Here is a 12,352-nt window from a genome sequence, read left to right as displayed (position 1 = left end):
AGGAACGGGATGGATCGTTTGGAGACCTGCAAACAAATTGCAATGGAGTTGCCGATTGCGTTCCTGATTCCTATTGTCCTGCTCTTCGCGTCTGGTGTCGTCTCTATTGAAGCGCAGATGGCTCCGTCGATCGCGAGCATCGAGAAGACCTTTATGACACCACCCAACGAAAGCCGACCCATGGTCCGGTGGTGGTGGTTCGGAGCGGCTGTGGAGAAGCCTGAGATTCTTCGAGAGCTGCGGCAGATGAAGGCGGATGGGATAGGAGGCGCGGAGCTTGCTTTCGTCTATCCCGAGGTTTTGGATGACCCCGCGCTCAATCTGAAGAACCTGCCGTTTCTGGGACAGGAGATGCTCGCTGCGGTTACGTACGCTCAGGCTGAAGCACGTAAGCTTGATCTCCGGATCGATCTAACACTCTGTAGTGGCTGGCCCTATGGCGGCCCTGCCACCACGCTTACCGAGGCCGCCGGTCGGCTTCGCATTGTGGAGATGCCGGTTCCGTCGAAGGCCACTTCGGGAGTCTCTCCGCGGCTGGCTGAGGGCGAAACACTCATCGCAGCCTTCCTTGTTTCCGGTGAGCCGAAGCACTGGGATCCTTCCTCTGCCAAGCCCCTCCGAAAGGACTATGCCGTCACATCGAACACTCCGCAAGTGGCGCTTTTCTTTATGGCCAGCCACACTGGTCAGCAGGTCAAGCGAGCGGCGGTGGGAGCGGAGGGATTTGTCCTGGACCCCTTCAGCCATGAAGCCGTGGCAAGTCATTTGAGATCAGTCGGGGAGCCCCTCCTGAAGGCGTTTAGTGCTACACCGCCTTACGCAATCTTCTCGGACTCTCTTGAGGCTTACGGGGCCGATTGGACTCCCCGTCTGCCTGATGAGTTTAAAAAGCGTCGAGGCTATGACCTCATCCCGCACCTTCCTGAGTTTGCTGCTGGGGGATCGATTGCCGCTGACAAAGTACGTCACGATTACGGTCGGACCTTGACGGAGTTAGTGGACGAAAACTACCTCACGCAGATCAACGGCTGGGCTGAAACGCATGGCACGAAATTCCGGTCGCAGACATATGGTGAGCCGGCCGTCAGCTTTTCCAGCCAGCGGCTAGCTGCACTGCCTGAAGGAGAAGGCCCTCAGTGGCGTGCTTTTTCTACTCTCCGGTGGGCGACTTCAGCCAACCACGTCTTCGGGAACAAGGTCTCCTCTGGCGAAACATTTACCTGGCTGCATTCGCCCGTCTTCCGGGCTACTCCACTGGATATGAAAGCCGAAGCTGACATTGATTTCATCATGGGCGAAAACCAACTGATCTTCCATGGTTGGCCCTATTCACCACCCCAGGCAAGCGCTAACGGTGAGCCGGGTTGGAGCCTCTACGCTGCTGCTGTCTTTAACGACCGCAACCCGTGGCATCCGGTCATGCCCGCGGTCAATGACTATATCGCCCGCATCAGCTATCTTCTTCGCCAAGGTAAACCCGCCAACCAAGTCGCCATCCTGCTGCCTACAGATGATGCCTGGGCGAGCTTCTCGCCGGGGAAGGTATCCGTGTCGGGAGCGATGACGAAGCTCATCAATCCTGAACTTATGTCTGCGATTCTCGCGGCTGGTTATAACGTCGATTTTATTGATGCCGATGCGATCGAGCGTCTTGGCATCAGCTATCCGGTGGTAATTATCCCGCCGACGAAACGTGTGCCGCTGGCGACGATGAAGAAGCTTCGGGAATATACCGCCGCGGGAGGCAAGGTGATGGTAGTAGGGAAGCAGAAGTTTGTTGATGAAAGCGGGAACCCTGATGCGGATCTTCTTCGGATATCGTCCGAGGTTCTGGACGGTGGGGCTCGGGCTGCCACGATTGCGGATCTTGCAGAAGCTCTTCACCGAACCGTGGCACCGGACCTTCGTATTGAAGCCGTCCGCAAGACCCTAGAGATGTCATCAACCGAAGATGAGTTACGACGTAGCGTTGGCTTCATTCGACGTAAGCTTCCGGATGCAGATATCTACTTTGTCGCCAATACAGGAAATCAGGCACTTGCTATGTTCGCTACTTTCGGGAGCGTCTATCGTGCTGGCGTCACTATCGACCCAGAGAGCGCAATGGTTTCATCTGTCTTAGCTGTACGCCAAAGTATCCATCTGGCACCTTACGAGTCGCGAATTTTTATCTTCTCGAATTTGCGGACGGGCCCAGCGAAAGTTGTTTCCGTTCGGAATTTGGCAGATCTTAGTTCCGACTGGCAGGTCAGGTTCAGCGGTGACGGCAAGACGGTGACGGAGCACAGTTTAACTGACTGGATTGCTGATCGCGCTACGCTTCATTACTCAGGGGAGGCCGCTTATACGCGGGATTTCACACTTGAGTCAAAGCCTGTCGAGGCGGTCTATCTCGAGGTCGAAGGGGGTGTCGCTCTCCCCGGTAGTCCGAACTCTCAAGCAGAGCCGGCGGTGTTGGGTGCGAACGGCATTCCTGATCCATTGCTAACCAAACCGGGGCCCGGCATGCATGCCTACTACGACCCGCCTCTTCATGAAGCTGCGTTGGTCTTCATCAATGGCAAGGCGGCAGGTGCCCTCTGGCATCCACCGTATCGTATCGAAGTTTCAAAGCTCCTCGTGCGCGGCCTCAACCACATCGAAATTCGTGTCTACAACACCGCGCTCAACTCCTGGTCTGGTCTGCCAGCACATGACTACAAGCCGCTGATCGCCAGGTATGGCGACCGCTTTCAAATGCAGGATCTCGACAAGGTAGAACCTATATCCTCAGGCCTTCTTGGTCGCATCCTTCTCAAGGAAGAGGCGCTGCAATGATGTTCCTGCGCACGCATCTACTCGGAGCGTAGGGCAGTCATGGGGTCGATATCAGTCGCGAGGCGGGCGGGTATCCAGATGGCGAGAAGAGCGACGGCAGTTAGAAGAAATGGTGTGGCAAGGAAAGCAGCAGGGTCCCAAGCCGTAACGCCGAAGAGAAGGCTGGCGAGAAGGCGGGTAAGCCAGAATGCTCCGGCGATGCCGACCGCTACGCCGAGAAGGGCCAGCGTCATGCCCTGGCGGATGACCATGTTGCGAAGGGAGGAGGCCTGTGCGCCGAGCGCCATGCGGATGCCTATCTCCTGCGTGCGCTGCTGAACGGAGTAGGCCATGAGGCCGTAGACGCCGATGGCGGCCATGAGAAGACCGGAGGCTCCGAAGATGATGAGGAGGAGCATGTTGAACCGCTGGCGGGCGGTGGTATGGAGGACGATCTCATCCATTGTCAGGACGTGGGCTACGGGAAGGCCTCCGGTGGCGTCGCGAAGAGCGGCAGTGATGGAAGCCACTACGTCGTGCGGGTCACCCTTGGTGCGTATAGCCCACCAGAGCGGGGCGACGCGGGAGTTGAGGGCGGTCTCGGCATCGGGCATCTGGGCTACGGGAAAGTACATGGTTGGGCGGGGGGTCTCATTAAGGGCGCCATCATGGGTGTCGCCGACGATGCCAATGATCTGTCGAGCAGGCTCAGCGAAGATAGGACCCATGCCGACGCCGGTGAGGAGGCGATCCTTGAGGGGATCACCGTTGGGCCAGTACTGCTTCGCCATGGTCTCGTTGATCATGACGACGTTGGGTGAGGCGGCGTTGTCGCGGTCGGTGAAGACGCGGCCGCGAAGGACAGGAATTCTGAAGACATCGAAGTAGTTGCCGGATACGGAGTAGTAGCCCGCCCCACCGGTGGAGCGGTTGGCCCCCTTGGGGCGACCAACAATGTCGAAGGGAACGCCGAAGCCGCCGACGAGCGGCAGGCAGCATCCTGCGGCGGCGTTGGCTACCCCAGGGAGAGCTTTGAGGCGGTCGGTACCATCGCGAATGATCTGGTCGACGTTGGCAGACTTCTGGAAGCGGTCGCCGCTTATCGACATGGCCATGGTGAGGACGTTGTGCGTCTCGAAGCCGGGGTCGACTGCCTGGAGCTTGAGGTAGGTGCGGATGAGGAGGCCTGCGCCGATGACGAGAATGAGAGCAAGGGCCATCTCGGTAACGACCAGGCCCGACCGAATCTTGCCGCTACGGAGACCGAGGCCGGAACGGCTGCTGCTCTCGTTGAGGGTGGCGGCGAGGTTGGTGCGGGAGGCGCTGATGGCGGGAACAAGGCCGAAGAGGATGCCGGTGAGTACGGAGATGCCAAGGGTGAAGATGAGGATGTGGGCATCGAGGGTAACAGCGGAGCCATCTTCGCCGAGCCGCGGGATGCCTCCGGGGCTGACGTTGAGTAGCAGGCGAAGGCCGACGAAGCCGACGATCAGGCCGAGCAGACCGCCTGTAAGTGAGAGAGCAAGGCTTTCGGTGAGGAGTTGGCGGATGATCTGGGCGCGTCCGGCACCCAGGGCGGCGCGTGTGGCGAACTCGCGCTTGCGCACCGAGGCGCGGGCGAGCAGAAGGTTTGCCACGTTGGCACACGCTATGAGGAGAACGAAGATGACGGCACCGAAGAGGATGAAGAGCGAGTAGCGGGTGTCACCGATGATCGACTCTTGCAGGGAGATCACGGAGAAGCCTTCCTGGGAAGCAGGCGCTCCGCCGTATTCGCGCTGATACTGTTCGGCTGTGAGTTTGAGTTGGGCGTTCGCCTGCTGAATGGTGATACCAGATTTGAGCCGCGCAGCTACGGTGAAGTAATGAGCCATGTCGTGGGAGTTCGGATCGAACTGGAACGGGAGCCAGAGATCGCCGACGGGATCGGTGACGAAACTACGTCCGACAACACCGACGACGAGGTACGGCTGGTTGTCGATCTGAATCGGGGTGCCGACGATGTTGGGGTTTCCGCCGAAGCGCGACTTCCAGAGGCTGTAGCTGAGCACGACGTTGCGGCCACCGTTGGGGCTATCTTCAGCGGCGGTGAAGGAGCGGCCGATGATGAGAGGTGCGCCAAACATGGCGAAATAATCGGATGTGACGTGAATGCCCTGTACCTGCTGGGGATGATCGCCACCTGTGAGATTGAGGCCAGCTCCGCCAAAGTCGTATCCGGCTACTTGCTGGAAGACGCTGGTCTGTTTACGCCAGATGTTGTACTTGGGAACATTCGCGCCGGGAAAGGAGCCTCGCGGTCCGGAGTTCATGAGTTGCACAAGCGCTTGTGGATCAGGATAGCTGAGGGGTTTGAGCAGGACGGTGTTGATGACGGAAAAGACAGCGGTGTTGACCCCTATGCCTACGGCGATGACGAGGATGGCGATGATGCTGAAGCCGGGAGTTTTGGCGAGGGAGCGAATGACGAAGCGGAGGTCTCTCGCGATGTCGTCGAGCCAAGGTATTGAGCGATAGCGCCAGACCTGTTCGCGCGTGGTCTGGGGATTACCGAACCTAAGGCGAGCCTGACGGTGAGCTTCTTTGGGCTGAAGACCGCGGGCGGTGTTGGCGTCCTCTTCAAAGGCGAGGTGAGCGCTCATTTCTTCAGCGAGGTCGGCGTCTTTCCTTCGGCGGTGCATGAAACGCTGCAGATGCATGTGGCTTCCCCTTTGTTACTCGCTCGCCTCACCGAGAATAAGGCTGATCGCGCGGATCATGTGACGCCAGCGGCCGGTGACGGCGATAAGTTCCTTGCGGCCTTGTGGGGTAAGGCGATAGAACTTCGCCTTACGATTGTTGTCGCTGATGCCCCACTCGGATTCAAGGAGGCTACGATCTTCGAGGCGATGGAGTGCAGGATAGAGAGAGCCTTGCTCGACCTCCAAAGCGTTCTCGGAGGTACGCTCAATGACCTGAGCAATAGTGTGTCCGTGAGCCGGGCCTGTGACGAGGGTGCGAAGAATGAGCATGTCTAGAGTTCCCTGGAGAATGTCACCGGCTGCTGCTTTCTTTGGTCCCATGTCGTTCCCTCGAATGACTACTCGAGAGAAATGTACTCCACTCGGATGTCTATGGGAAGCTCTTGTGTGAGTGGAAGCCAGCGAAAGACGAATGAGCGTCTTCAGCGGTCCTCCGCACTATTGAGCAAGTGCACCTCCTTCAAGAGAAGCGAACGAGGTTTATAGGAATCGATTGATTGACAATATGCACGATGTGCATGAAAATCCAAAGCATACGTAAACAAACGAAAATTTCAGAAGGCAAATTTAGCCTTTTGCTGGTGAAGAAGAATATGAAGATCGCGAATCTTTGTTTTTTTGCTCTCCTCTTCGCCGGAAGCTCAATGCTCCTGGCGCAGATCGATACTGCCACGGTCGCCGGTCGTGTTACTGATCCAACAGGTGCAACGATTTCACAGGCTGAAATTACTGTGACCAACGTCGATACTAACTTCGTTTACCATGCCAAGAGTTCGGCCAATGGTGAATGGACTATCAGTCCGGTGCACATCGGTACCTATCGGCTGGCGGTAAGTGCATCAGGCTTCAACCAGGCGCTTGCGGGACCGTTCACACTTAGTGTGCAGCAACGGCAGCAGCTAGATTTGACGTTGCGCACTGGTGCTGTGAGTTCTTCAGTCGAGGTAACCGATAGTGCGCCAATGCTAGAGACGGCAACTTCAGAGCGCAGCCAGTTGATTGATAGCGAGACGATGCGGACGCTGCCTTTGAATGGCCGCAATCCAGTGCAACTTGCACAGTTGACAGCAGGGGTAACGATCAGCGAACCCGGTGCTCGTGACGAGCAGGGTTTTGGATTCAGTGCAAACGGGGCTAGATCGCTACAAAACAATTTTCTTCTGGACGGCGTCGATAACAATTCGAACCTGCCCGACCTGTTGAACGAGGCTAACTACGTAGTGATGCCGTCAGTCGATGCGCTGCAAGAGTTTCGTGTTGAGACAGATTCGTATTCGGCGGAGTTTGGGCGGGCGACGGGTGCGGTCGTAAATGCAACAACGAAGAGTGGGTCGAATCATGTTCACGGCGTAGTCTACGAGTTCCTTCGTAACCAGACGTTCGACGCGCAGAACTACTTCGACCAGACGAAGCCGCCTTATCACCAGAATCAGTTTGGTGCGACAGTCGGTTTGCCCATCGTGCACAACAAGGTGTTTCTCTTCGCAGATTACGAAGGGCTGCGGGTATCGCAGGGACAGACGGATACTTCACTCGTACCAACAGCGCTGCAGAGAGCCGGTGATTTCTCCAGCCAACTCGATTTGACCTCGAATACTGGAGTGGCGGATTGCAACGGTCGAGCGACCTATGCCGGTGAATTATTCGATACAAAGCAGACGCAGGTTTCTGCAGCGAGCCCGACGGGATACTGTGGGGTGCCGTTTGGATATGCGGCGGACGGAACACCTTCGAACGTGATCCCAAGAGCGAGCATCGATGCGCTGGGATTAAAGCTCGCAGCCCTCTATCCTCTTCCGAATGCTAACGGTGCAGGGTATAACTACGTGTCGAATCCTAAGTTGTTGAGGACTTCGAACCAGGGTGATGTGCGTGTCGATCAAGTGTTGACGCATAGCGACAACATTTTCTATCGCTACAGCATGAGTCGGGCTCCGTCGACGATTCCGGCACCCTTTCCGGGGCTGGCGGATGGCGGTGGTTTCTTTTCAGGTGTAGGGGACAATCGGGCTTACTCGATCGCGATCAGTGAGACGCATGTGTTTACTCCGAACCGGGTCAATGAAGTACGGCTCGGCTACAACCGGCTGCATACGAATCGCTTCCAGTTCAACTCGGGTACTGACGTCTCGGGTACGATCGGTTTTCCGGGCGTTCCGTATCAGGCGGGCACTGACAATGGCGGCCTGCCACAGATGTTCTTCAATGATGTGGCTACGCTCGGTAGCCCGACGTACCTGCCGTCGAACGAAATCCAGAACACGTATTCGGTATCTGATACGTTCACCCTGATCGTTCATGACCACAGCATCAAGTTTGGTGGAGAGGTTCGGCCGGAAGAGTTCACGATCTTTCAACCCGCTGCTCCGCGTGGCACCCTGACCTTTGGCACACAATTTACGGATAATCCTGGAAGTCAGGGTACCGGTGGAAGCGGGTTGGCTACGCTACTGACGGGACAGCCAGCCGGGGGTGCAATCAACAATATCAATAACGTTGATTACAACCGTAAGGTATACGGGCTCTTTCTGCAGGATGCGATCCCGGTTGGCGACGCTCGACGCTTCGAGCTACGCGGAGAGTTCTATAACGCTCTGAACCATCCAAACTTTCTGTTTGCTGCTGCCGGCCCGCAGAACTCAAATAACGCGACTACTTTTGGTTCTTCGAACTTCGGAGTCGTTACGGCGGCCAGGGATCCGAGGCTTGTCCAGATTGGATTGAAGCTGTATTACTAGCTTTTGTTTGTAGATCAGAGTCAGCTTTGCTGCGCTCCACCTGCGTGGCTAGACGAGGATAAGTTTGCAGCCAAAAGAACGGATGCGGTCCTGGATCTCCTGCGACATGCTGACGTCACTGACGACGATGTCTACCTCGGAGAATGAGGCAATGAGGCTCATACTGCGCTTGAGGAACTTGCTGGCGTCTGCGACCACAATGATCTCCCGTGCGGCACGGAGCATGGCACGATTGGCCATCGTTTCTTCGAGGTTGGTGCCACTGACGCCAAAGTCCGGATCGCATCCGGCTCCGCCCATGAAGAGCTTGTCAGCAGAGAATTGCTCGAGCATGTCTTCTGTGGACCGGCCTACGATGGAGGCGGAATCATTGCGCACGCTCCCACCCATGATGATGGTCTGAGTATGTCGCGAGCCGAGCAACTCCACCGCAATGTTGACCCCGTTGGTGATGACTTGAACATGAGGGATGCTTTTCAAATTTCGCGCGATCTCAAGCGTGGTCGTGCCGGAGTCAAGAATGATGGTCTCGCCTTCGCGGATCAAGGTGGCGGCCATAGCGCCGATGCGCTGCTTCTCTTTGGATTGACTCTTGATACGCTCGTGGACTGGCGACTCGCGAAAGACAGTGTCCTGGATGACGGCACCGCCGTGTGAGCGCTGGACGAGGCCGCGTTGGTCGAGTTCATTGAGATCGTTGCGAATGGTGACCGCCGACGTGTTGAAACGACGGACAAGCTCATTGACTTTGGCCCGGCCCTCTGAACGCAGTATCTGAAGAATCTGCATGCGGCGCTCTTCAGCCATCATTCCGTCGTGAACCGGTTCTTCAATGCGAGCCGGGGGCATGGCAACCTTCTCTGCAAGTTCCTTCTTCATCATCTACTCCACATACGTGCCGCGAGATTGTCGAACAGGTTTCTCGGATCACCTGCGTCCCAAGAAATAGTACAGGTCACAGGCAGGGATCGCGCTGCACGTATTTGATGAGAAGTTGGTGCCTGCGGTTCAGATGCGAAGGAAAACCTTGTTCTTGAACATCCAGTAAAGCATGATCCAGTAGATGGTGAGGGTGAGAAGACCAAGGAACACGGGCTCCAGTGCGGTGCCGAAGATGTTCAAGACGGACATGCCAAGGTTGATCCGAAAGCTGCTCTCGACAAAGTCTTCAAAGAGGTGCGCCATCAGGTAGGCGGCGATTGAGTTCATACCAACGACGACAAGCGGAAAGGCGAGTCGCTTGTTCTGCTTCACGTCGATGATCCAGGAGAATGCAGCAAGAAAGAGGAAGCAGACGCCGCCGCTAAAAAGCGTCCACGATGGCGTCCAGATGCGTTTGACGATGGGGCAGATACCTGTGAAGTGAAGTAAAAGTGCACCAGTCAGCAACACGCAGGCGGCGAGGATGAACTTCCGCAGGGGGACGCGGGGTGAAGCTGCGATCAGCCAACGGCCAGCAGCAAGGCCCAGTAGCATGGTAGCGAGCGTCGGGATAAAGCTCAGTGTAAGGTACCCACCCTCATTGAAGAGAAAGGGACTGGTGCGGGGAAAGAGATTCAGGAACCAGACGTCGAAGGCCTGACCGAGATTGCTGTTCTTGTTCCAATGAGCGGCAAAACCGTGGAAGAGGTGCTGGTGCCATTGGGCCGGTACACCTACGGCGGCATAGTCGAAGTTAGCTGCAGGGATGGGGTAAAGTGCCCACGCAAGCCAATAGCCGACGAGAAGTCCGCCGAATGCTAGCCATTGCCAGCGAGGTCGTACAAAGGTGAGCAGGAAAGCGAAGGTATAGCCGAGGCCAATCTGAGTTAGGGTGTCTTCAAAGGTGTAGTTCGTAATTTGACTATGGATGGAGCGAAGGAAAATGCCAAGTGCGACCAGCAGAAAGCTGCGCCAGATTGTATGGCCGAGCATCCGCTTGAACGGCTCGCCCTTCTTCTGGCGACTTCGGAGTGAGTAGGGTAGTGCGACGCCGACCAAGAACGTAAAGGATGGCTGGATCATGTCGTGAAGGCCCATGCCAGTCCATTGCACGTGAGTTTGATTGAAGGAAAGAATGCGCCAGAAGGTGCTACCAGGGTAAGAGAGAGCAACGTGCTCGAAGTTCAGAACCTCACCCATCATCAAGAGCATGACAAGCCCACGGTAGGCGTCGACTGCGATATTCCGCTGCTGGGGGATGGCTACGGTTGCTACCTGATCGCTCATGCGAAGGCCTCGTTTGTAGTCGCGCTCCGAGCTTGCTCCGAGCGTTTGACAGGTTCAATGGTGTAGGTGATTCTAGCACGAGCAAGCTTCGTTATCTTTCGAATGTCTTCATAGTCATCGCCTGGTAAGGTTTTGACAAAGTATCGAGAAAAACATAGTCTCATTCGAAACACTGATTTGTTACGATTGCTTGCGTATCTGGTGTGAGAGGTAAGTTTGAGTCTGGTTCCGTTGGCTCTGCAGTTGTATTGGTTATCGGAGAGATCGTCGGAAAACAGTTCTGCGTTGTAGTTGTTAAGGAGGATCCGATGAGTGGTAACGACGAGCAGATTTCTGGATCAGGATCAGGGGCGTGGTCTCGCCGCAGATTTGTGCAGCTTAGTGCTGCCACAGCGATGAGCGCCAGTCTCAGCAGCGTAGCGCATGCAGACGAGGCCAGCAGCGCCAACACGATGATCGATGTTCCGTTTGCACGGCGGAATCCGCGGGTAGCTTTTATTGGAACAGGAGGGCGAGGTACATCTTTGCTCGGTAACCTGTTGGCTGCGGATGGGCAGGTGGTCGCGCTATGCGACGTTGTCAAGTCAAAGGCGGAGCATGCCGCTTCGTTGGTGGTCGCGGCTGGACAGAAGAAGCCGGCGCTCTACACCGATGGTGATCACGCGTTCGAAGCAATGTTGGCGAAGGAGGATATAGACCTCGTCGTGGTTGCTACGCCCTGGCTGTGGCATGCAGAGATGGCTGTGTCATCCATGAAGCATGGAAAAGATGTTGCGATCGAGGTGCCGGGTGTTTGCACCATTGAGGATTGTTGGAAGATTGTGAACACCTCGGAAGAGACGCGGAAGCACTGCATTATTCTCGAGAACTGCTGCTATGGGTATAACGAGACCCTGATCCTGCGGATGGTTCATGCGGGAGAGTTCGGCGAATTACTTTATGGTGAGGGAGCCTACCTCCACGACCTGCGCGAAGAGCTTTTTTCTAATGCCGGAGAAGGACTATGGCGACGTGCGGAACATACGAAGCGGGACGGCAATCTTTACCCTTCGCATGGTCTGGGGCCAGTCGCTAATTACATGGGCATTCAGCGTGGCGATCGCTTCGGACATATTGTTTCCATGAGTTCACCGCAGCGTGGGCTGGATGCCTATCGCAAAGAACATCTTAAGCCGAGCGATCCGCGCATGGCTGAAAATTATTTGACCGGCGATATGAACACATCGCTAATCAAGACTGCAAATGGACTTACGATTACGGTGAAACATACAGTTTCAACACCACACCCGTACGACCGCATCAACCTTATAGCCGGAACGAAGGGCATCTTTGAGGACTATCCACCACGTATCTATCTCGATGGAATGAACAAGGATGAATCGTTTGGCTCTATTGACAACTACAAACAGTTCCAGCATCCACTCTGGAAAAAAGAAGGGGAATTGGCCAAGAAGGTCGGTGGCCACGGAGGCATGGACTTCATCATGCTGTATCGCCTGCTCGAGTGTGTGCGGGAGGGTCTGCCACCCGATATGGACGTATACGACGCGGCGACCTGGTCTGCGGTGACTCCGCTGAGCGTCGCATCGGTGAGTAAGGGCAGTGCGCCCATCGACTTTCCTGATTTCACTCGAGGCAAGTGGAAGCAACGAACGGTGTCAACGATCGCAACACAGGTGTAGCGTGCAGGAATAGAAAATGATCGATTGGTGCTCGCTAATGGCCGCTGCGGACAATCGTCCAACCAGACTACAAAGCGCGGATCGAGTTGTTTAGCTATCGGGGAGATGAAACTTTCTATAGTTTCTCTGTCGGAGATAAGAACCAGCGGTCGCTGCTTTCGCGCAGAGATTCGAAAAGGGAACCAAC

The 12,352-nt window shown here is 56.0% G+C and carries 7 protein-coding genes; 3 read left to right on the top strand and 4 right to left on the bottom strand.

The window, feature by feature from the left end; genetic code table 11:
* Window positions 1-9 precede the first annotated feature (9 nt).
* On the top strand, window positions 10-2,817 hold the full coding sequence (locus OHL20_RS03460) for a glycosyl hydrolase (RefSeq protein ID WP_263381822.1): 2,808 nt from the start codon (window positions 10-12) through the stop codon (window positions 2,815-2,817).
* 17 nt (window positions 2,818-2,834) lie between these two features.
* Here OHL20_RS03460 and OHL20_RS03455 read toward each other — a convergent pair whose 3' ends face one another.
* The gene (locus tag OHL20_RS03455; RefSeq protein ID WP_263381821.1) at window positions 2,835-5,495 is read right to left on the bottom strand and encodes an ABC transporter permease; all 2,661 of its coding nucleotides are present in this window, start codon (window positions 5,493-5,495) and stop codon (window positions 2,835-2,837) included.
* 15 nt (window positions 5,496-5,510) lie between these two features.
* Entirely contained in the window at window positions 5,511-5,858 is a 348-nt protein-coding gene (locus OHL20_RS03450; RefSeq protein ID WP_263381820.1) for a PadR family transcriptional regulator, read from the bottom strand.
* Window positions 5,859-6,130: 272 nt separating this feature from the next.
* Between OHL20_RS03450 and OHL20_RS03445 the strand changes: the two genes are divergently transcribed.
* Window positions 6,131-8,275, top strand: coding sequence for a TonB-dependent receptor (locus tag OHL20_RS03445; protein WP_263381819.1), 2,145 nt, complete (start codon window positions 6,131-6,133; stop codon window positions 8,273-8,275).
* Window positions 8,276-8,323: 48 nt separating this feature from the next.
* On the opposite strand, the gene OHL20_RS03440 is transcribed toward OHL20_RS03445, so the two are convergent.
* On the bottom strand, window positions 8,324-9,157 hold the full coding sequence (locus tag OHL20_RS03440; RefSeq protein WP_263381818.1) for a DeoR/GlpR family DNA-binding transcription regulator: 834 nt from the start codon (window positions 9,155-9,157) through the stop codon (window positions 8,324-8,326).
* A gap of 126 nt (window positions 9,158-9,283) precedes the next feature.
* Entirely contained in the window at window positions 9,284-10,483 is a 1,200-nt protein-coding gene (locus OHL20_RS03435; RefSeq protein ID WP_263381817.1) for an acyltransferase family protein, read from the bottom strand.
* Between the two features lie 308 nt (window positions 10,484-10,791).
* Between OHL20_RS03435 and OHL20_RS03430 the strand changes: the two genes are divergently transcribed.
* Entirely contained in the window at window positions 10,792-12,165 is a 1,374-nt protein-coding gene (locus OHL20_RS03430) for a Gfo/Idh/MocA family protein (protein WP_263381816.1), read from the top strand.
* Window positions 12,166-12,352: the final 187 nt, after the last annotated feature.

Origin of the sequence: Granulicella arctica (assembly GCF_025685605.1) — a bacterium.
Lineage (GTDB): Bacteria > Acidobacteriota > Terriglobia > Terriglobales > Acidobacteriaceae > Edaphobacter > Edaphobacter arcticus.
This window is presented reverse-complemented; position numbering and strand designations above follow the sequence as displayed.

Bases quoted from the DNA above. Each gene is read 5' to 3' on its own strand.
- OHL20_RS03445 (WP_263381819.1), top strand. From the start codon at position 6,131: ATGAAGATCGCGAATCTTTGTTTTTTTGCTCTCCTCTTCGCCGGAAGC.
- OHL20_RS03435 (WP_263381817.1), bottom strand. From the start codon at position 10,483: ATGAGCGATCAGGTAGCAACCGTAGCCATCCCCCAGCAGCGGAATATC.
- OHL20_RS03460 (WP_263381822.1), top strand. From the start codon at position 10: ATGGATCGTTTGGAGACCTGCAAACAAATTGCAATGGAGTTGCCGATT.
- OHL20_RS03430 (WP_263381816.1), top strand. From the start codon at position 10,792: ATGAGTGGTAACGACGAGCAGATTTCTGGATCAGGATCAGGGGCGTGG.
- OHL20_RS03450 (WP_263381820.1), bottom strand. From the start codon at position 5,858: ATGGGACCAAAGAAAGCAGCAGCCGGTGACATTCTCCAGGGAACTCTA.
- OHL20_RS03440 (WP_263381818.1), bottom strand. From the start codon at position 9,157: ATGATGAAGAAGGAACTTGCAGAGAAGGTTGCCATGCCCCCGGCTCGC.
- OHL20_RS03455 (WP_263381821.1), bottom strand. From the start codon at position 5,495: ATGCATCTGCAGCGTTTCATGCACCGCCGAAGGAAAGACGCCGACCTC.